Source organism: Acrocarpospora macrocephala, assembly GCF_009687865.1.
Lineage (GTDB): Bacteria > Actinomycetota > Actinomycetes > Streptosporangiales > Streptosporangiaceae > Acrocarpospora > Acrocarpospora macrocephala.
Genome location: NZ_BLAE01000025.1, coordinates 140,426 through 159,672 on the forward strand (window position 1 = coordinate 140,426; position 19,247 = coordinate 159,672).

A 19,247-nucleotide genomic window follows, 5' to 3' on the forward strand; every position below is an offset into this window, starting at 1 on the left:
TCCTTCGCTGCGAATCAAGAGATACGGGCACCCGCTTGCAGACGGCTTGCGGCCGGCTACTCGGCCTCTGGATCCTCACGCAGCACGCGCGCCGCTTCCCGGCAGCGGATCAACGCGGCCTTCGCGTAAGCCGGCGACGCCCCGGCCAGCCCGCAGCTGGGCGTGAGCACGACCTGCCGGGCCAGCGTCTCCGGCCGGAACCCGAGCCGTCGCCACAGCTCGACCGCCGGTTTCGCGACCGCGTCCACCGCGGGCAGGCGGGTGTCCACGCCCGGGACCACGCCGAGTAATAAGGCGGTTCCCGCTTCGATCGCGGCACCGATCTCGTCCTCGTCCGTGCGTCTCATCAGGGCGGTGTCGAACGAGATTCCGCGGGCGCCGGCCGTACGCAGAACGGAGAAAGGCACGTGCGGCGCGCAACAGTGCACGATCGGGAAGTCGGCGACCGAGAGCACCCGTCCGAGCCGGTCCGCGGCACTGGAGGCCTCCACGGCTGCCACCCGCCCGAATCCGGACGCGGTCGGCACGGTTCCCGCCAGCACCCCGGGCAGCCCCGGCTCGTCCACCTGGACGATCAGTTCGGCCCCCGGAACCCGCTTCCGGACGTCCGCCACGTGGGCGGCGAGTCCGTCCGCGAGCGAATCGACGAGATCCCGCACCGCGCCCTTGTCCGCGAGTGTCTTGTCGCCATACCGCAGCTCGATGCTCCCCGCGAGCGTCCACGGCCCGCACACCTGGATCTTGAACGGCCCCGAATACCCCTGCGACATCTCTTCCAGCATGTCCAGGTCGCGCAGCAGGTGATCGCGAGCGCGCTTGAAATCCCGGCCGGGCCGGTCGCTGAACCGCCACCCGGACGGCTGCACCTCGACGGGCAGCTCGACCAGCAGCGACGCCGTCCGCCCGATCAGGTCCGCGCCGACTCCCCGGCCGGGCAGCTCCGGCAGGTACGGCATTGGCAGCTCGTCGAACACGGTCTTCAGCGCAACCAGGACATCTTCGCCTGGATGCGACCCGACCCCCGTCGCCGAGCCTTCGTTCCAGGGATTGTCACTCACAGGTTCTAGCTTATGACTTATGAAGCTCATTAAGTTCGGTCACGCCTGCTGGCACTTGGAGAAGGACGGCTCCACCCTCGTCATCGACCCCGGCTCCTTCAGCGGGCCGGGCCTTCTCGACAACGCCAAGGCCGTCCTGATCACGCACGAGCACTTCGACCACCTGGACGTCACCGCGCTCCGCGGCGCCTCCCCCGACCTTGAAATCTGGACCTGCCAGGCGGTGGCGGACCAGCTCACCGACGTCCCCGCCAAAATCCATGTCGTCCGCGACGGCGACAGCTTCGAGACGGCGGGTTTCACGGTCAAGACCATCGGCGAATGGCACGCACCCAACCACCCTGACCTGCCGATCGTCCAGAATGTCGGCTTCTTCGTCGACGAGGAGGTCTTCTACCCCGGCGACGCTCTGACGCCCCCAGGCGTGGACGTTCCCACCCTCCTCGTCCCCACCAACGCCCCCTGGCTCAAGGCCTACGAAATGATCGAATATCTCCGCTCCATCCGGCCGGCCCGCGCCTACTCCACCCACGACGGCCTCGTCAACGAGTACGGCCAGCTCCTGATCGACACCTGGCTGACCAAAGAAGCCGAGAAACAAAAAGCCGACATGCGCCGCATCCCGGTCGGCGACTCCGTCGAGATCTGACCTGCGAGGACGCGCTGAGACCCGGGTGGAGCAGGCGGTGTAGCCAGGCGTATCAGGAGGCGGACGAGATGGTGGCCGAGCCGATGACCATGTCGCCGGTGTAGAGGACGGCGGCCTGGCCTGGGGCGACGCCGGTGGCGGGGGTGGTCAGGTGGATGTTGAGCTGGTCGCCGGAGAGCTGGGCCTGGCAGGGGTAGACCTCGCCGTGGGCGCGGAGCTGGACGTGGCAGGCGAACGGCGCGGCGGGCGGGTCGGCCGGGCCGTTCCAGAGGGGGTTGTCGCAGGTGATGGAGGTGACCTGGAGGGACGTGCGGGGGCCGACCGTGACCGTGTTCGAGACGGGCTCGATGGACAGGACGTAGCGGGGCTTGCCGTCGGAGGCGGGGCGGTTGAGGTGCAGGCCCTTGCGCTGGCCGATCGTGTAGCCGTACGCACCGGGGTGGGTGCCGACGGTCTCGCCGGTCAGAGCGTCGACGATCGGGCCCTCGGCGGAGCCGAGGCGGTCGGCGAGGAAGGCGCGGGTGTCGCCGTCGGCGATGAAGCAGATGTCGTGGCTGTCCGGCTTGTCGGCGACGGTGAGGCCGCGGCGGGCCGCCTCCTCGCGGACCTGGGCCTTGGTGGAGTCACCGAGCGGGAAAATGGCGTGGCTGAGCTGCTTGCGGGTGAGCACGCCCAGCACATACGACTGGTCCTTGCCCTGGTCGGGGGAACGGTGCAGGACGCCATCCGCCAGACGGGCGTGGTGACCGGTGGCGACGGCGTCGAAACCAAGGGCCAGCGCCCGGTCCAGGACGGCCTCGAACTTGATCTTCTCGTTGCAGCGCAGGCACGGGTTGGGAGTGCGGCCGGCGGCATACTCGCTGACGAAGTCCTCGACGACGTCCCGATGGAAACGCTCGGCCATGTCCCAGATGTAGAACGGAATGCCGATCACGTCGGCGGCGCGGCGGGCGTCGCGGGAGTCCTCGACCGTGCAGCAGCCGCGGGCTCCGGTCCGGTACGACTGGGGGTTGGCGGACAGCGCGAGATGAACGCCGGTCACATCGTGACCCGCCTCGGCGATCCTGGCCGCCGCGACCGCTGAATCAACGCCGCCCGACATGGCAGCGAGCACACGCAAGGTTCCCATAACAATTCGAGGTTACCGCTCCCACCGGAGTCACTCGCCGGGGTTTTCCGTCCGCCGGGGATTCCACGGATCACGACGCCTCGCGGGCTGGGGATCCGGCTGGTCGGGGGTGCGTTGGCAGGGGGATGGTTCGGCTGGGATGATTGCTGCCCATGCGACTGTTCGGGCGCAAGAGCGAGCCGGTGGATCCGGGTGCGCTGATCGCTGCCTTCTGGACCTGGTGGGACGAGGCTCGGCCTCGGGTGGACGTGCTGGTGGACGCGGGTGAGGCGGGGGAACTGGCCGAGCTGGTCGGGCCCGCGGTGACCGCGCTGGACGCGTCGCTGATCTGGGAGGTCGCGCCGGGGCTCGCGGCGCGGCACGCGCTGGTGGTGAGCGCGGCGGGTAATCCGGAGTTGCGGTCGTTCGCGCATCGGTGGGCGCTGGCGGGGCCCGCTGCCGACGAGCGGTGGGAGTTCCATCCGTCGCGTCAGGCCAATCCGCAGGCGCTCGGCCTGACCATCGATGTGGGCGGACATCAGTTCGGCATGGATCGGTTCGTGCTGGGGGTGCGGGTTCCGCCTGGTACGCCCCGGGTGAACGTTTCCGCATATCACCCGATATTTCAGGACATCGACGATGAGACGCGGATGGAGACCACGCTGCTCGCGCTCGACTGGCTTCTCGGCGAAGACGAGGTAGCCCGCTGGATCGGCGACATCATCGCCGCCGAATTCGAGCCCATCGACGCCATCCCCGCCATCCACCTCCCCGGCGTGGTCGCGGACGTCGCCCAAAGTTTCCCCGCCGACCGCTGGATCCTCATGGAAGGCCAGACGGGCACTGGCAAACCCCTCAAAGCCACCGCCCGCTTCCCTCTCCGCCCCGTCGACTACCCCCTCTTCGACCAGCACATCGCCATCACCGTCCCCTACCGCGCCAGCGACCCCGACGGCCTCCCCACCCCAGAAACCCTCGCCACCCTCACCACCTTCGAAGCCCAACTCACCGCCACCCTCACCAAGAACGCCGTCCTAGCCGCCCACCTCACCACCGAAAACACCCGCACCTACCACATCTACGCCAGCCCCACCGAAAACACCGCCCCCACCTTCAAAACCCTCACCTGGCCCGAAGGCCGCCCCCGCATCACGATCAACGACGACCCATCCTGGTCAGCCGTAGCCCACTTCTTGACCTAATTCCCGTGACCTGACAGGGGTTCTCCGCTTGTCAATGCCGGGCAAGGAAGGGCCTTACCGACGAACGTGGACGTCGCGGCTGCCGGGTTGCGCTTCCCTGGCGGTACGGGCTGGTGCGCGAGCGGTGGGGCGGTTACATGCGGTAGGAACCAGGACGGCGACCCGCAAGGACGAGCCAGCCACGGTGTGACCGGCTAGCTAAACGATCACAGTTCACAAGTGGGCATAGGAGCCGTCAGGCCATTCGTTGTACGCGCAGGTGGTGACTGCAGTGCCGCCGGAATCAGTGGTGACCGCCCAGATCTTGAAATCCGGACCGTCGTAGATCATCCCGTCCTTCTAGGCGGCTGGTGTTAATCGCCGACATCTCAGTAAACGAGACGTTCATTTGCGATCGCGGTGGCCGCGTGGGCCGGGATCGTGGCGATGCCGGGTATCACCGCGATGCTCCATGACGACCTCGAACAGCCGGGCGAACCTAGTCCTGTTCGACTACTGCCCCTTCTTGCCGCGCATCGCGAGTCTTAGTACAAACACGACACCGGCGATGACTGCGACGACGAACGCGATGGCCGGGATGATGACCAGTAACTCAGTTGGCCCGAGGTTCGTCATGGAGTTCCCCCTGATAGTCGAGGCAGTCGTCTTCGCCTGCCGCGTGATGCTTCCACGCCCATGAAAGCCCGGCAGGAGGCCGGGTGACCAGGGCCAGCTCGAGCCTGAATCGTCAGGTGAGTGGTCCGATCGAACAGGCGGTGCGGGTTCGCGCCCGCTGCCCGGCTCGGATGTAGGGAGCGGGTCACAGTACGCTTGATTGGTTGTGCGTTTTGGACGGAGGGGTCGTGGGGACCGCGTACCTGGATCATGCTGCGACGACGCCGATGTTGCCTGAGGCGGTCGGCGCCATGGTGGCCGAGTTGAACCAGGTGGGGAATGCTTCGTCGTTGCATGCGGCGGGGCGGCGGACTCGACGGGTGGTGGAGGAGTCAAGAGAGACGATTGCTTGCGCGTTGGGGGCCCGGCCCAGTGAGGTGGTTTTCACTTCGGGAGGGACCGAGGCGGACAATCTTGCGATTAAGGGGTTGTTCTGGGCGCGGAAGCGGCCTCGGATTCTGATCAGCGCGGTGGAGCATCATGCGGCGCTGGATCCGGCGCACTGGCTGGCCGACAACCAGGGGGCGGTTGTCGAGTTGCTGCCGGTGGACGCGCAGGGGCGGGTGCATCCGGACACGCTGCGGGCGGCAATTGACGCCAATCCCGATGATGTCGCCCTGGTCAGCGTGATGTGGGCCAACAACGAGGTGGGCACGATTCAGGCGGTGCCGGAGCTGGCGGCGATCGCGCACGCGCACGGCATTCCCCTCCATACGGACGCGGTCCAGGCGATCGCTCAACTGCCGGTGAACTTCGCCGAGTCCGGGGTGGACGCGATGACCATTTCCGGGCACAAGGTCGGCGGCCCGATGGGGGTCGGCGCGCTGTTGCTGGCGCGTGGCGTCGATCCGGTGCCGGTGCTCCATGGCGGCGGCCAGGAGCGTGATGTCCGTTCTGGCACTCTTGACGCGCCCGCTATCGCCGGTTTCGCGGCAGCCGTACAGGCCTCGGTGGACCGCCGCCCCGAGCAGGCCCCGCGCCTGGCCGCACTCCGCGACGACCTGGTCAGTCGGGTACGGCAGGCGGTCCCCGACGTCATCCTCAACGGCGACCCGATCGACCGCCTCCCCGGCAACGCCCACTTCACCTTCCCGGGCTGCGAAGGCGACGCCCTGCTCATGCTCCTGGACGCCAAGGGCATCGAATGCTCCACCGGCTCGGCCTGCTCGGCGGGGGTGGCCCAGCCGTCCCATGTCCTGCTCGCCATGGACCAGGACACCACCCGGGCACGCGGCTCGCTGCGTTTCTCCCTCGGCCACACCTCCACCCAGTCCGATGTCGACCGCGTGGCCGACGTCATCGCCGTGGTGGTGGAGCGCGCCCGCCGCGCCGGCCTCACCTAATGAGTTGTGACTTAACCGTCCAGACGGTACAGTAAAGGGCATGAAAAGGGACGAGCTACTTGACGCTGCGGAAGGCCTGCTGGCCGACCACGGCTCTCAGGCGCTCACCCTCGCCGCGGTCGCCGAGCGTGCCGGGGTCAGCAAAGGTGGCCTGCTCTACCACTTCAAGACCAAGGACGCCCTGGTCGCAGGCATGATCGACCGGCTCATCGCGGACTTCGACGCGCTCGTCGCGGCTCAGGACGAAACCTGCTACACCCGGGCATACGTGCGAGCCACCTTCGTCGCCGTCCAGAGCGGCCGGCTCAGGCGCTGGGCCGTCGCCACCGGAGCCGCAGGCGACCCCGCCCTGCTGGTGCCCCTCCGCGAGGCCATGGCCCGCTGGCACACCCACGACCTGGCCACCGAGCCGGACCCGGTGCTGTCACGGATCGTCCGGCTGGCATGCGAAGGCGTCTGGGAAGCCGCCACCCAATGCCCCACGATCTTCGACCCTGGCCGCCCCCACCAAGGCGACTTCCCCGGGCTCCGCGAGCGCCTTCTCTCCCTCGTGCATTAGCTCGAACGATCACACCATCGCGTGCCCATCATCTTGGAGGTCACCTCACAGGATGACCGAGTCGCCGGGTTGCTCACCGTTATCCGGCGCCGTTCACGCAGGTGATAGTTCTCGCCGCACCGGCGCCAAGTGCGGCAGCGGCACCCTTTGCAGGTGTGCTGTTAACCAGAAACCGCCTTGCATTCGCGAGAAACCCGTCCCGTAAACAGCCGCATGACCGCCGACCAGGCGGTTTACGGCCACAACTGTCCAGATCGCGCATAGACAGCCACACAACCGCCGACCAGGCAGTTCGCCGCCACAACTGTCTAGATCGCGCATAGACAGCTACATAACCGCCGACCAGGCAGGTTGCCGCCACAACTGTCCAGATCGCGTACAGACAGCCACACAACCGCCGACCAGGCAGTTCGCCGCCACAACTGTCTAGATCGCGCATAGACAGCCACATAACCGCCGACCACGCGACTCACCACCGCGGTAGTCGAGATCACGACTTCAAATTAATAAGTCGATCTAACGCGCGTTTTGACAGCGCATATCCCCCATCACCATCACAAATTCGCGGCTGAGTTCTCGGCCGATCATGAAAGGAGCTTGTAATGACGCGCGTCCTGAGGACTGCTCGGTTAGGGGCGATCCTCACCTTTGTCCTGGCTGGAGTCATGTGCGGGACGTACACCGTTCGGATTCCGGCGCTGACCGACAAACTCGGTATGTCCGAGGCGGAGGTCGGGATCGTCTTGCTTGCCTGGGGGCTTGGTGCCCTGGTGACCATGCAGGCGATGCGCGGGATCATGGGGCGCGTCGGCAGCCGGGGTGTTCTGCGCGTCTCCGCGCCGCTTTGCGCGGGAACGCTGGCTCTGGTGGCGTTCGCCTGGTCGGTTCCGGTGCTCGTGGTGGCTTCCGTCGTCTTCGGGATGGCGTTCGGGGCCGTGGATGTGGCCATGAGCGCTCAGGGGTCCGCGGTCGAACGCCGTGCCGGTCGGCCGCTGTTGAGTGGAATGCACGCCGGATGGTGCGTAGGCGCCATCTCCGCTGGTTTGCTGGGCACCGCCGCGATCGCCGCCGGACTGTCGCTCACCGCGCACATCCTGCTGATCGCCCTCATCTCGCTCCCGGCCTCGATGGTGCTGAGCCGTTTCTACCTGAACGACCGCATCCGCACGGCGGAGGCCGGAACCCGGCAGCGCCTGCCCGGTGTCGTCTACCTCCTGGGCGTCATCACATTCGGCGCGTTCATGGTGGAAGGCGTCGTCGCCGACTGGAACGGCCTCTACCTCCGAGACTCACTCAACGCCCCGGAAGCTCTGGCCGCGCTCGGATATCCCATCTTCGAAGGCGGCATGCTCCTCGGCCGCCTCTCCGGCGACCGGCTCCGCCTCCGGTTCGGCGCCCCCGGCCTGATCGCCTTCTCCGGCCTCGCCACCGCGGCCACCTACGGCGCGGTCATCCTGGTCGCCTCCCCCGTGGTAGCGGTGGCCGGCATGCTCTTCGTCGGCATCGCCGTAGCGATGATCTCCCCCATGGCCCTGTCCCTGGCCGGTACGGCATCCGCCACCCCCGGCCCCGCCATCGCCCAGACCGGCGCGATGGGCTACGCCGGACTCCTCCTGGGCCCGGTCCTGATCGGCTTCCTCTCCGGCGCGACCTCCCTCCGGCTGGCCATGGTCACCGCCGTCGTCCTCGGCGTGCTCATCGCCGTGGCCGCCCGCTTCCTCCCCCGATCCCGTACAGCAGGAATCGAACCGGCCGACGAACGCGTGCCGATCGCGGCATGACCGAACAAGCGCCGTACAAAAGGAAACGGCGCCGCTCCGGTGGGAGCGGCGCCGTTAACCGGCTATTTGCGCTTCGCGATTTCCTCGGTGAGCTGGGGAACCACCTGGTTGAGGTCGCCGACGATACCGAAGTCGGCGATCTCGAAGATGGGAGCCTCGGGGTCCTTGTTGATCACCACGATGGTCTTCGAGGTCTGCATACCCGCCCGGTGCTGAATCGCCCCGGAGATACCCGCCGCGATGTACAACTGCGGGGACACCGTCTTCCCGGTCTGGCCGACCTGAAAGGCGTGCGGATACCAGCCCGCGTCGGTGGCCGCGCGGGAAGCGCCCACGGCCGCGCCGAGGGAGTCGGCCAGCTTCTCGATGATGGCGAAGTTCTCGCCGGAGCCGACACCGCGCCCGCCGGAGACCACGATGGCGGCCTCGGTGAGCTCGGGACGGGCGCCCTTCTCCTGCTTGACCCGCTCCACGATCTTCGCGGCGCGCGCCGCGTCGGTCAGGGCGACGTCCACCTTCTCCTCGACAGCGGCGCCAGGGGCGGGCACGGGGGCGGTGGAGTTGGGACGGACCGCGATGATCGGCGTGCCCTTGCTCACCCGGCTGTGCACGTTGACGCCACCGCCGAAGATGGACTGATCGGCGATGAAACCCTCACCCAGCCCGACGGCGTCGGTGATCACGCCGGAGTCGGTCTTGACGGCGAGCCGCCCGGCGACCTCCTTGCCCTCGGCCGTCGAGGCGACCAGCACGGCCGCCGGAGACCGGGAGGCCACCAGCGAGGCCAGCAGTTCGGCCTTCGGCGCGACCACGTAGTCCACGATGTCGGCCGAATCCGCTACATACACCCGCTCCGCGCCGAACTCGGCGAGCCTGCCCTTGGCGATCTCGGAGTAGCCAGGACCGGCCCAGACGGCGGCGGGCTCGCCGAGCGAGCGAGCAAGAGTCAGCAGCTCAAGGGTGACCTTCTTGACGTCTCCGTCGACGTGCTCGACGAGCACCAGGATCTCTGCCATGCCACCCCTCCCTAGATGAACTTCTTCGACGCGAGGAAGTCGGCGGTCTTGACGCCGCCGTCGCCCTCATCCTTCACCACGGTGCCGGCCGCGCGCGGCGGCGCGACCGCGAAGTCGGCGACCTCGCTCCACGCGTTGGCGACGCCGACGAGCGCGGCGTCGATCTCCGCGTCGGCGATGCCGAAGGTCTGCACCGGCTTCTTCTTGGCCGCCATGATGCCCTTGAAGGACGGGTAGCGCGGCTCGTTGATCTTCTCGACCACGGAGACCACGGCCGGCAGCGACGCCTCGACCTTGTCGAAGCCGTAGTCGGTGACCCGCTGCACGGTGATCCCCGTCCCGGAGATCTCGACCTTGTTGGCGAGGGTGAGCTGGGGGGTGCCCAGCCGCTCGGCCAGCATGGCGGCGAGCATGCCGGTTCTTGCGTCGGTGGACTCGGAGCCGAGGATGACCAGGTCGAACCCGATCTTCTTCAGCGTCTGGGCCATCGCATACGACGTGGACAGCGCGTCCGAGCCGTGCAGGGCCGGGTCGACCAGGTGGACGGCCTTGTCGGCGCCCATGGCCAGGGCCTTGCGGATGGTGTCGGTGGCCTTGTCGGGGCCCATGGTGAGCACGGTCACCTCGCCACCGTGGGCCTCCTTCAGACGCAGCGCCTCCTCGACCGCGTACTCGCACAGCTCGTTGATGACGCCGTCGGCGGCGTCCCGGTCGAGCGTCTTGTCATCGGACCGCAGCTTGCGCTCGGTCGCCGTGTCGGGGACCTGCTTCACGCAGACGACGATGTTCATGGCCGGTGGCCGACCTCCCGTATTCCGTGTGGCTCTGATCGCATGTTACCCGCGAGTAGCTTAATCACAAACCTCCTACCGGGCACCCTACCGAACTATGTTCGGGAGGTATCAGGTGGGGTGTTTAACTCGCCAATGCCAGCAGGCCCACGGCGAACAGCAGCGCGCCCACCGCCAGCAGCAGCGTGAACGTGCTGAACAGCGTGCTCAACCCCGCCCACAACGCGACAGATCCCGCGATGCACACCAGGTCCAGCACCACGCGTGGCCGTGACTTCGCCGCCAGGCCGAAGCCCGCGTCCACCAGGACCGTCGTGCCGTACGCGACGAGCAGCAGCAACGACAGCTCGGGCACGTGCTCCCGGCCGGTGGCGGACAGCAGCCCCACCACCAGCCCGGTGCCGACCACCCAGCGCCGCCGGATGACCTCCCGGCGCCGCAACCGCGACTCCTCGGGGGACGGGCGCCGCTCGGGCGTCATGCCCGGCCGCCACTCCCGGGTCTCGGCCTCCCGGGCGGAGAGCGGCTCGGCAGTCATCGGGGTGACCGGTTCCGGCGCTCCGGTGAGCACCCGCTGGCGGAACGTCCCGGCCAGGCGGTTCAGCAGCTGCGCGGCCGACGGTCTGGCCGCCGGTTCCGCGCGCAGGCACTCGCGTAGCAGCGGGGCGAGCCAGCCGGGCACGTCGTCCAGGTCCGGGTCCCCGTGCACCACCCGGTAGGCCACGCCCGCCACCGGCCCCGTCCCGTACGGGTGCCGCCCCGACGCCGCGAACGCCATCGTCGCCGCCCAGGCGAACACGTCGGCGGCCGGACCGGCGTCGCGGCCCTCCAGGACCTCCGGGGCGAGGTAGCCGGGCGTGCCGATGACCGCGCCCGAGGTGGTCACCGCGGCGGTGTCCAGCGCGTACGCGATGCCGAAGTCGATCACGTAGGGTTCGCCGTCGGCGAGGATCACGTTGGCGGGTTTCAGGTCGCGGTGCACCACCCCGGCGCGGTGCACGGCGACCAGGGCTTCGGCCAGGCCGTGCGCGAGCCGTACGAGATCGTCGCCGTGCAGCGGGCCGTCGGCGACCACGGCGGAGAGGGCGCGGCCCTGCACATACCGGGTCACCAGGTAGGGCTGGTCGCCGTCCAGGGAGGCGTCGAGGACCTCGGCGACGTGCGGGCCGCGGACCCGGCGCATGGTCTCCACCTCGCGGGCCAGCCGGGCCAGGGCGGAGGCGTCGGCGGCCACGTGCGGGTGCAGCACCTTCACCGCGACCGTGCGGCCCTCACCGTCCAGCGCCAGGTGGACCTCGCCGAATCCGCCCGAGCCGAGCGGGGAAAGCAGGCGATAGGGGCCCAGATACTCGGCTCCCATGCACCCTCCCTTTCGCGGCTTCACGCTCTATCGTGCCCATTCAGGCCACGGCCGCACCTATCGGGTATCAGTTCCAGAATGTGATGAAGCCCAGCCCGAGCTGGTTCATCAAGTCCTCCACCAGGCCGCCGATGAGGTTGACGACCGTGTCCTCGCCCTTCTGCTGCAAATCGGAGACGATCGCGTCGATGGCCACCGACGGCGGCCGCCACGGCGCCCAGGACGCGGCCGTCGAGATCGCGGCCATGATCACGAAGAAGGCGAGCGTGCCGACCGCGATGGTGGCCACCATGCCCGCGCCGGGGCTGCGGATCAGCCCGCTGAGCGACTTGGTGACCGCCTTCCGCGCGCCGCCGCCGCCCGGCAGGATAAACAGCCCGGCCACGAAGGCGCCGGCGGCGTAGCCGGCGGCGGTGTCGGTGTTCTGGTGCGCGCCGTACACGAGCAGGCCCCAGACGCACATCCCGAACATGATCGAGAGCGGCACCTGGAACAGGGTCGCCAGGGTCGCCTTGATCAGCGCCCACGGGGTGCCGAGCACGGCCAGCACCGGGTCGGCGCCGCTGCTCCCCCGGTTCTGCCGCCGCTCGGTGAGACCGCCGAACAGGTAGTGGCCGACCCGCAGGCAGAGCGCGGCGGCGATGGCGAACAGGCTGACGATCACCGGCAGCAGGCAGGCCGCCGCGACCAGCACGGCGAGCAGCATCGCGGCCAGGACCGGGTGCCCGGTGCGGTAGCGCTGCCCGCTCGGGCTCGGTTCCGGCTGGTACGGCCTGGCCTGCGCGGGCGGCGGCGGCTGGTACCGGGGCGGCGCGGTCGGCTGCGCGTTCACCGGCGCCGGATACCCGGCCACCCGCTGGTCGGGGAACGGCGCCGGCTGGTACGGCGGGGGCGGCACATAAGGCGGCGGCGCGGCCTTACGCGCCTTCTGTGGTTTGGGTGGCTTCTGCGGGCGAGCGGGCTTGACGTAGTTGACCGGTGTCAGCAGGTCGGAGTGCGTCTGGTTGACGGGCAGCCCCCGGGTGCCGCCGGGCCCGTCGTCGAGAACGCGGGTGCCGTCGTTCACCACCCGGGTACCGTCGCTCAGGACACGGGTGCCGTCGGCCAGAATGCGCGTGCCGTCGGCGAGCACCTTCGAGCCGTCGTTCAGAACCCGAGTGCCGTCGACCTGGATGCGGGTTCCGTCCGCGAGGATCTGCGTCCCGTCCTCCAGCACGCGGGTGCCGTCCTCGCCGGTCAGCACGTGGGTGGCGGCCGACTCCTTGAACACGGTCACCGACGGGTCCAGCGCCCGGGTCAGCCGCAGCAGCGCGCCCGCCGTGGGCCGCGTCCCCACGTCGGTGGACAGGGCCAGCCGCAGCCACCCGCGCAGCCACGCGGGCGCCAGGTCGACCTTGGCCTTGCCCTCCAGGATGTTGTAACAGACCACCTCGAACGTGCCGGACCCGAACGGCGGCTGCGCGGTGGCCGCGAAGAAGACCGTCGCCGCCAGGGCGTGCACGTCGGCGGCCTGGGTGATCCCGGCGTCCCTGATGATCTCGGGCGCCAGGTAGCCGGGGGTGCCGACGAACATGCCCGTCTGGGTCAGCCGGGTGGCGTTGACCAGGTGCGCGATGCCGAAGTCGATGACCAGCGGATCGAACCCGCCGGGCCGTTCGACCAGCATCACGTTGGCCGGTTTGAGGTCGCGGTGGATGACGTCGGCGGCGTGCACCGCCACCATGGCCTCGCAGAGGCCGCGCGCGAGCCGGATCAGATCGTGGGCCGCCAGCGGCCCGTCCTCCAGCACGTGCTGCTCCAGCGTGCGGCCGGGCGCGAACCGGGTCACGATGTACGGCGTCGCCCCGATCAGATCCGCGTCCAGGACCTCGGCGACCCGGGGGCTGCGCACCCGGCGCATGGTCTCCACCTCGCGGGTGAGCCGGTCCCGCGCCTTCAGGTCGGACGCGACGTGCGGGTGCAGCACCTTGACGGCGACCTCGCGGTTATCCCTGTCGAGTCCGAGGTGGACAACCCCCATGCCCCCCTCACCGAGCCGGCGGAGCAACCGGTAGGGCCCGATCCGCTCCGGAGCCTCAGTCGTGGCCATCTATGACCCCCCTGGTCCCTGTTGCCGTAGCACGGTCAAACGCTCAATCAGCTCCTGAATGTCAAAGCCCCAGAAGAGGCCGGCGGTGTTGTCCCCCCTCACCGACAGCAGCGCGATTCCGGCCAGCAACACCGCGATCACCCCGATCCCCCACGCCGCGCCGACGGCCGCCCCCCGGGTGGGGAGCAGGGACGCGAGCGTACGCCGTACCTGGCGGGTGGGCGCTTCCACGGCCGGACCCGCGCAGATCGCCCAGAGAGCGACGGCGACACCCCAGGCGAGGGCGGCGTTCTCGTCCATGGTGGTGACCAGGACGGTCAGCAGCAGCGTGACCGGGACGCCGAGGATCAGCCCGTAGAGGACCAGGCCCAGCGTGGACGCGATCGACTTGAACAGCGGCCCGGGCAGGCCGATCACCCGGAACACGTCGCCGGCCGCGGCGCCGATCGGGCGGCGGGTGTTGAGCTCCGGCTGGGCGATGTCGGCGGCCCGGAACAGCACGACGGCGGGGATCGCGATCAGCGCGACCAGCACCGGCGCGATCACGGCCGCCGCGGTCAACGCGACCAGCATGAACGAGCTGGCCACCCCGTAGGCCTTGGATCGCTGCAGCATGTTGCCGGGCCGCATGCCCGGGTTGTGCAGCGGCTGCGGCGGCGGCACCCTGACCGTCTGCTGGAACGGCGGCGGGTGCGGCTGGTGGACGTGCGGGGTCTGCTCGTAGAAGTCCGGCGGCTGCTCGAAGAAGACCTGCTGCTGCGGCAGCGACTGGCGGAGCTCCTCCGGGCGCACCCGCCGGGTGGGAATGTCCCCGTCCCTGCCCGGCTGTTCCTGCGCGGGCGGCGGCTGGTGCGGCTGCCAGGCGCTCGCCCCGGACGGGGGGCCCATCCGGGTGGGGATGTCGCCTTCGACGATCTTGGGGATGGTCGGCGGCTCGTACTTCGGAGGCGGCGGCTCGTACTTCGGGGCCGATTCCTGCTGGGCGGCGAGCCCGGCGCGGCGGAGGTCCTCGCCGGTGACGCGCACGGTCGGGAACGGGTCGCCCGCCTGGCCGGCGGGCGGCGGGGAGGCCACCTGGCCGGTCGCCGGGGCGTCGCCGAGCAGCGAGACGAACTCCGACCGGGACACGGCCGGGGTGATGTTCGGGTTCGGCTTGAGCGGCGCGACCGGCTGGTTGACCTGCTCGTGCGAGGCCGGACGCGGCTGCGGCGGCGGGCCGTCCAGGCCGAGCACCGCGATCGGCTTGCCGGTGGTCTCGTCCACGTTCGGCACCGTGGTGACCTCGTCGGGCACCCGCGGCCGGTACGGATTCGGCAGCAGCCGGGCGACCTGGTCGCGCAGTTCGGCGGCGGTCGGGCGGCGGGCCGGGTCGCGTTGCAGCGCGGCCCGCAGCACCGGCTGGATGACCTGCGGCGCGCCCTCCACGTTCGCCTTGCCGGCGGTGATGTTGAAGAAGATCATCTCCAGCGTGCCCTTGCCGAACGGCGGCAGGCCGGTGGCCGCGTAGAGCAGCGTGCCCGCCCAGGCGTGCACGTCCACCTCGGGGCCAGCCTCGTGGCCTTCGATGATCTCGGGGGCGAGGTAGCCGGGGGTGCCGATGAACATGCCGGTCTGGGTGAGCCGGGTGGCGTCCACGGCCTGCGCGATGCCGAAGTCGATCAGCACCGGCTCGCCGTCCAGCATCAGGACGTTGCCCGGTTTGAGGTCACGATGGATGACCCCGGTGGCGTGCACGGCGGCGAGCGCCTCCGCGACTCCGGCGGCCACCTTGAGCAGCGCCTCCACCGGGAGCGCGCCGTCCTGCTTGACGATCTCGTCCAGCGGGCGCCCGGGGACGTATCTGGTCACGATGTACGGCCTTTGGCCGGTCACATCCGCGTCCACGACCTCGGCGATGTGCCGGTTGCGGACCCGCCGCATGGTCTCGACCTCTCGCGAGAGGCGACGGCGCGCGGTGTCGTCTCCGGCGACCTCCGGACGCAGCACCTTGACGGCCACCTGCCTGCCATGAGGATCCAAGGCCAGGTGGACCACGCCCATACCACCCTCACCGAGCCGCCGCAGCAACCGGTAGGGGCCCAGTCGGTCGTCCTGATTCATGCCTTTAGCACCATACCGACTAAAACACCGTCCATGAGTGAACCATCGGGCCACATTCCTGCTAAGCACAACGTTAGGCGTGGCTCAACGGTTTCCCAGCCTACGGTCACAATGTGAGCACCAGCGTCTCGCCCCGGGTGGCGGCGACCAGGTCGGCGCCGGATATGGCCAGCTTGGAGCGGCGTACGCCGCTTCCGATCACTAGAAATGAACGGTTGGTCACGTTTTCATCAACGAGGACGGGCCAGCCTTCGGGGAGGCCCAGCGGGGTGATACCGCCGTATTCCATACCGGTGAGGGCGACTGCCTCTGCCTGCGGGGCGAAGGACACCTTGCGGACGTCCAGCCATTTCCTGATCACGCCGTTGACGTCGGCGCGGTCGGTGGCCAGGACCATGACGGCCGCGTAGCGGGTCTCGCCGCCGCGCTTTCCGGCCACGATCACGCAGTTGGCGGAGTCTTCGAGGGCGACGCCGTACCTCGCGCAGAAGGCGGCCGTGTCGGCCAGGCCGGGGTCGATCTCGGCCACCCGCAAGCCTGGGACCAGGGCTTTGGCCACCGGGTCGGCCAGCAGGTCGAGGTGGTCGGCGGCGGGCATCCAGTCGAGCGTCACTCGGTCTCCTCCTTCAGCACCCGGGCGTGGAGGCTGGTCACCACGTGGCGGGCGGACTCGAAGGCTCCAGCCTGCCAGGCGACCAGGTGGGTGAGCCAGTCGCCGGCGAAGTAGACCCGGCCGGCGGGCTCGTGGAGCAGGCTGGACGGGGGCATGTTGGCCCAGGCGCCCTCGATGTGGGGGCGGTTGGACCAGGCCATCGAGATGCTGGAGAGCAGGTCTTTCCGGTATTTGGGGCCGTGTACGCGTTCGCCTTGGGTGAGTGCCTTCTCCAGGCGTGCGGGGTGCTTTAGGGCGGTGTAGATGTCGGCGTCGGCGGCGAAGTTGTAGTAGCCGACGACCAGGCCGCGGGGGCGGTGGAACCCTTCGGACGGGTACCAGATGCGGGCGATGTCGAGGTCGGTCTCGGTGATGCCGCCGTAGATGCGGTCCTCCTGCTCCCACCAGCGGCGGCCGTACTCCAGGCCGAGCTTTCCCGCGGCGAAGGGCTGGGCGGCGCGGAGGGCGGCCAGGACGCGGGTGTCGAGGTTGCCGGGGATCTTCGCCATCAGGTGCGGGGGGAGGGTGGTGACGCAGTAACCGGCTTTGATCGTGCCGCCGGCGTGGGTGATCTCGACCCCGTCGTCCAGGTTGGTGACCTTGGAGACCGGGGAGGAGAGCTGGATGCGGTCCCGGCCGATCATGTCGGCTAGGGCGGTGACGATCGAGTCCATGCCGCCGACCGGCTGGAACATGGGCATGGCCTGCTCGGAGGAGAGGTCGAAGGTGAGCGCGGGTCCGAGGTGGTAGCCGAGGAGTTCGCTGAGCGGCGGCGGGGGTGGGAGCGGTGTTCCGGCCTCCACCCCGGGGTAGGTGGCGAAACCGCGGCGTTCCGAACCCTCGTAGGTGGTCTTCTCGCCGAGGTCGCCGAACTGGCGGAGGAAGTCCAGCAGGAGTTCCTTGTCGGATTCCTGGACGGTGTCGTTGAGCGCGCCCTGGCTGGTGGCTTTGGCGAGGAGTTCGGAGAGGGTGCCGAAGATATCGGCGCGGGCGGTTCGATAGCGGACGGGGGCCTTCATGCCGGAGGTATAGATGTAGGCGGAGGCGTTGCCGTTGACGAACGGTTCGATGGGGACGCCGAGTTCGCGGCAGTAGTCGAGGGTGACCATCCAGGAGGCGATCCTGGCCGGGCCCGCGTTGAAGTAGACGCCCTCGCCGAAGCGTGCGGCCTGCTTCTCGCCGGTGGTCTCGGTGAGCCGGTCGCCGCCCCGCAGGGTCAGGTTCCGGCCGCCGATCCGGTCGGCGGCCTCCAGGATCGTGCAGTCGTATCCGGCTTTGCCTAGTTCGTACGCACAGGTGAGGCCGGCGATGCCGGCGCCGAGGATGACGACTTTGGCGGCGGACTTGCCGCGTAACGCGAAATCCGACGGGCGCGGGGCTTCGAAGACCGAGCGCTGCTCGCCGGGGGCTAAGCCGAGCACATTCATGGCGGCGTACATGGCGCCCGCTCCTCCGGCGGCCCCCAGTCCGATCAGCAGCGCGCGCCGGGTGACGGTCATCGAGTCTCTCCTTGAGCGGTCAGCCGTAGATTCCGCTGCCGCAGGCCACCTGGCCGGCGATCATCGCGAAGAGGCCGAAGAGGGCCATGATCTCGTGGTAGTCGCCGGTCTCGAACTCGGTGTGCCGGGGGCCGACCAGGCGCGTGCCCGGGACCAGGGCGCAACCCGCCGCGATCGCCGTGGAGTTCCACTCCACCCCCAGCCGGTACGGCGGCTGCACCACGTATGGCGAAAAATCCGATAGCCGGTTCAACGCCCGCCCGGCTGCTTCTCTGATCCGCTCCTGGGCTACCGACGGCGGCAACAACTCGGCGGAGAAGCGATCCACGCCCTTCTTGACGGCGACCGTCTCCACCTCGCCCAGCAACTCCGCGGCCTCCTCGCAGACCGCGTCATCGCCCGTGACCAGTGCCACCGGCACCCCCAGCGCTCCCGCGAACCCCGCCACCAGCCGCGTCTCCCCGCAGATCTCGTCGTTGAGGTAGACGTTGTGGATCTCCTTACCCATCCACGTGTGGTTGAGCACCCCGTGCGGCACGCCTGCCCTGGCGTGATATCCCACGAAACAGGCGGCGTCGAAGTCCGCGGTCAACCCCTGAGCCATGCGATGCGGCTTCCCCGGCCCTCTGATGAGCGTGGCCCGCGGGTCCAGCAGATCGACCCGGAGGTTCTTGGTCGACCCGTGCGCGTCATTGAGCAAAACCGCCCGCGCCCCCGCCTCGAACGCCCCCGCCACCACCGCGTTGGCGTCCCCCGTCATCAGCTCGCAGCCGCGCTCATACCCCCGGCCGCCCGCATGCATCTCCTCAGGATCGGTCAGCCCGGTGACACCCTCCATATCAACCGACAGATAAACCCGCATGCCCCCAACTCTCAGACGGTCTTGAGATCCCGCAACCGATCCAGCTCCCGCCGCATCGCCACAACCTCCCGCCGCAACATCTGGACCTCCCACAAGGTATCCCTGATGTCCCGCAGATGATCAGCTTTGGTCACGTAACGCGCATCGATCCGGGCCCGCACCGCCCGCCGAAGCCGCATGGGAACAACCCTCAAGACGAACCGCATGAACGGCCACGATAGCCGCACCGAACAACGAAAACGCCCAGCTCTGATCACAATCCGGGCTTCTCGCCACCTACCAAACTCTAGGTGGTTCTCCCACCCACCCAGCCCGTTGATTTCCCACGGGCTCCGCCCGCCCCCCTCGGCCGGAGGCAACCCTGGGCTTCGCCCCTGACCGAAGGCACCCTTCGAACCGGAGGCCGATCCTCAGGCCGGAGGCCGACCCCCCACGCCGGAGCCCGAGACCGAGACCGGAGCCCAGGCAGGAGGCCGAGCGCGAGGCCGGAGGCCGATGGGGCCGAGCGCGAGCGTCCCAAAGGG

General features: G+C 69.2%; 17 protein-coding genes. 5 read left to right on the forward strand and 12 right to left on the reverse strand.

Annotated features, from left to right (window positions below; translation table 11 throughout):
• Positions 1-56: 56 nt before the first annotated feature.
• The gene (locus Amac_RS22545; protein ID WP_246268582.1) at positions 57-1,058 is read right to left on the reverse strand and encodes a methionine synthase; all 1,002 of its coding nucleotides are present in this window, start codon (positions 1,056-1,058) and stop codon (positions 57-59) included.
• Positions 1,059-1,077: 19 nt separating this feature from the next.
• On the opposite strand from Amac_RS22545, the gene Amac_RS22550 reads away from it, so the two are divergent.
• Positions 1,078-1,707: an MBL fold metallo-hydrolase gene (locus Amac_RS22550; protein ID WP_155356362.1), complete on the forward strand. Its 630-nt coding sequence runs from the start codon at positions 1,078-1,080 to the stop codon at positions 1,705-1,707.
• A 52-nt stretch (positions 1,708-1,759) separates the two neighbouring features.
• Here Amac_RS22550 and mnmA read toward each other — a convergent pair whose 3' ends face one another.
• The gene (gene mnmA / locus Amac_RS22555) at positions 1,760-2,836 is read right to left on the reverse strand and encodes a tRNA 2-thiouridine(34) synthase MnmA (RefSeq protein WP_281356320.1); all 1,077 of its coding nucleotides are present in this window, start codon (positions 2,834-2,836) and stop codon (positions 1,760-1,762) included.
• Positions 2,837-2,988: 152 nt separating this feature from the next.
• Between mnmA and Amac_RS22560 the strand changes: the two genes are divergently transcribed.
• Positions 2,989-4,017, forward strand: a complete 1,029-nt coding sequence (locus tag Amac_RS22560; protein ID WP_155356363.1) for a DUF695 domain-containing protein — start codon at positions 2,989-2,991, stop codon at positions 4,015-4,017.
• Positions 4,018-4,509: 492 nt separating this feature from the next.
• On the opposite strand, the gene Amac_RS57380 is transcribed toward Amac_RS22560, so the two are convergent.
• A complete protein-coding gene (locus Amac_RS57380; protein ID WP_281356321.1) occupies positions 4,510-4,632 on the reverse strand; it encodes a hypothetical protein in 123 nt (40 codons plus the stop codon).
• A gap of 227 nt (positions 4,633-4,859) precedes the next feature.
• On the opposite strand from Amac_RS57380, the gene Amac_RS22565 reads away from it, so the two are divergent.
• The 3 genes from Amac_RS22565 (at position 4,860) to Amac_RS22575 (ending at position 8,354) form a co-directional block, all read left to right on the forward strand.
• Positions 4,860-6,014 carry a cysteine desulfurase family protein gene (locus Amac_RS22565; protein WP_155356364.1) on the forward strand — a complete coding sequence of 385 codons (1,155 nt, stop codon included), beginning with the start codon at positions 4,860-4,862 and terminating at the stop codon, positions 6,012-6,014.
• Positions 6,015-6,054: 40 nt separating this feature from the next.
• The gene (locus Amac_RS22570; protein WP_155356365.1) at positions 6,055-6,573 is read left to right on the forward strand and encodes a TetR/AcrR family transcriptional regulator; all 519 of its coding nucleotides are present in this window, start codon (positions 6,055-6,057) and stop codon (positions 6,571-6,573) included.
• Between the two features lie 602 nt (positions 6,574-7,175).
• Positions 7,176-8,354 carry an MFS transporter gene (locus Amac_RS22575; RefSeq protein ID WP_155356366.1) on the forward strand — a complete coding sequence of 393 codons (1,179 nt, stop codon included), beginning with the start codon at positions 7,176-7,178 and terminating at the stop codon, positions 8,352-8,354.
• 62 nt (positions 8,355-8,416) lie between these two features.
• Here Amac_RS22575 and Amac_RS22580 read toward each other — a convergent pair whose 3' ends face one another.
• The 9 genes from Amac_RS22580 to Amac_RS22620 form a co-directional block, all read right to left on the reverse strand.
• Positions 8,417-9,370 carry an electron transfer flavoprotein subunit alpha/FixB family protein gene (locus tag Amac_RS22580; RefSeq protein WP_155356367.1) on the reverse strand — a complete coding sequence of 318 codons (954 nt, stop codon included), beginning with the start codon at positions 9,368-9,370 and terminating at the stop codon, positions 8,417-8,419.
• 11 nt (positions 9,371-9,381) lie between these two features.
• The gene (locus tag Amac_RS22585) at positions 9,382-10,161 is read right to left on the reverse strand and encodes an electron transfer flavoprotein subunit beta/FixA family protein (protein ID WP_155356368.1); all 780 of its coding nucleotides are present in this window, start codon (positions 10,159-10,161) and stop codon (positions 9,382-9,384) included.
• A 124-nt stretch (positions 10,162-10,285) separates the two neighbouring features.
• On the reverse strand, positions 10,286-11,521 hold the full coding sequence (locus Amac_RS22590) for a serine/threonine-protein kinase (RefSeq protein ID WP_155356369.1): 1,236 nt from the start codon (positions 11,519-11,521) through the stop codon (positions 10,286-10,288).
• Between the two features lie 67 nt (positions 11,522-11,588).
• Positions 11,589-13,610, reverse strand: coding sequence for a serine/threonine-protein kinase (locus Amac_RS22595; RefSeq protein ID WP_155356370.1), 2,022 nt, complete (start codon positions 13,608-13,610; stop codon positions 11,589-11,591).
• Positions 13,611-15,710, reverse strand: a complete 2,100-nt coding sequence (locus Amac_RS22600; protein ID WP_155356371.1) for a serine/threonine-protein kinase — start codon at positions 15,708-15,710, stop codon at positions 13,611-13,613.
• 106 nt (positions 15,711-15,816) lie between these two features.
• A complete protein-coding gene (locus Amac_RS22605) occupies positions 15,817-16,308 on the reverse strand; it encodes a YbaK/EbsC family protein (protein ID WP_155356389.1) in 492 nt (163 codons plus the stop codon).
• Between the two features lie 11 nt (positions 16,309-16,319).
• Positions 16,320-17,861: a flavin monoamine oxidase family protein gene (locus tag Amac_RS22610; RefSeq protein ID WP_155356372.1), complete on the reverse strand. Its 1,542-nt coding sequence runs from the start codon at positions 17,859-17,861 to the stop codon at positions 16,320-16,322.
• Between the two features lie 19 nt (positions 17,862-17,880).
• Positions 17,881-18,723, reverse strand: a complete 843-nt coding sequence (locus tag Amac_RS22615) for a M55 family metallopeptidase (protein ID WP_155356373.1) — start codon at positions 18,721-18,723, stop codon at positions 17,881-17,883.
• A gap of 11 nt (positions 18,724-18,734) precedes the next feature.
• Positions 18,735-18,902 (reverse strand): hypothetical protein, encoded by a 168-nt coding sequence (locus Amac_RS22620; protein ID WP_155349710.1) that lies wholly within the window; start codon positions 18,900-18,902, stop codon positions 18,735-18,737.
• Positions 18,903-19,247: the final 345 nt, after the last annotated feature.

Excerpts from the sequence above, each read along its gene's own strand:
- Amac_RS22550 (WP_155356362.1), top strand. The coding sequence starts at position 1,078 with ATGAAGCTCATTAAGTTCGGTCACGCCTGCTGGCACTTGGAGAAGGAC.
- mnmA (WP_281356320.1), bottom strand. The coding sequence starts at position 2,836 with ATGGGAACCTTGCGTGTGCTCGCTGCCATGTCGGGCGGCGTTGATTCA.
- Amac_RS22560 (WP_155356363.1), top strand. The coding sequence starts at position 2,989 with ATGCGACTGTTCGGGCGCAAGAGCGAGCCGGTGGATCCGGGTGCGCTG.
- Amac_RS57380 (WP_281356321.1), bottom strand. The coding sequence starts at position 4,632 with ATGACGAACCTCGGGCCAACTGAGTTACTGGTCATCATCCCGGCCATC.
- Amac_RS22570 (WP_155356365.1), top strand. The coding sequence starts at position 6,055 with ATGAAAAGGGACGAGCTACTTGACGCTGCGGAAGGCCTGCTGGCCGAC.
- Amac_RS22575 (WP_155356366.1), top strand. The coding sequence starts at position 7,176 with ATGACGCGCGTCCTGAGGACTGCTCGGTTAGGGGCGATCCTCACCTTT.
- Amac_RS22580 (WP_155356367.1), bottom strand. The coding sequence starts at position 9,370 with ATGGCAGAGATCCTGGTGCTCGTCGAGCACGTCGACGGAGACGTCAAG.
- Amac_RS22585 (WP_155356368.1), bottom strand. The coding sequence starts at position 10,161 with ATGAACATCGTCGTCTGCGTGAAGCAGGTCCCCGACACGGCGACCGAG.
- Amac_RS22590 (WP_155356369.1), bottom strand. The coding sequence starts at position 11,521 with ATGGGAGCCGAGTATCTGGGCCCCTATCGCCTGCTTTCCCCGCTCGGC.
- Amac_RS22595 (WP_155356370.1), bottom strand. The coding sequence starts at position 13,610 with ATGGCCACGACTGAGGCTCCGGAGCGGATCGGGCCCTACCGGTTGCTC.
- Amac_RS22600 (WP_155356371.1), bottom strand. The coding sequence starts at position 15,710 with ATGAATCAGGACGACCGACTGGGCCCCTACCGGTTGCTGCGGCGGCTC.
- Amac_RS22605 (WP_155356389.1), bottom strand. The coding sequence starts at position 16,308 with ATGCCCGCCGCCGACCACCTCGACCTGCTGGCCGACCCGGTGGCCAAA.
- Amac_RS22610 (WP_155356372.1), bottom strand. The coding sequence starts at position 17,861 with ATGACCGTCACCCGGCGCGCGCTGCTGATCGGACTGGGGGCCGCCGGA.
- Amac_RS22615 (WP_155356373.1), bottom strand. The coding sequence starts at position 18,723 with ATGCGGGTTTATCTGTCGGTTGATATGGAGGGTGTCACCGGGCTGACC.
- Amac_RS22620 (WP_155349710.1), bottom strand. The coding sequence starts at position 18,902 with ATGCGGCTTCGGCGGGCGGTGCGGGCCCGGATCGATGCGCGTTACGTG.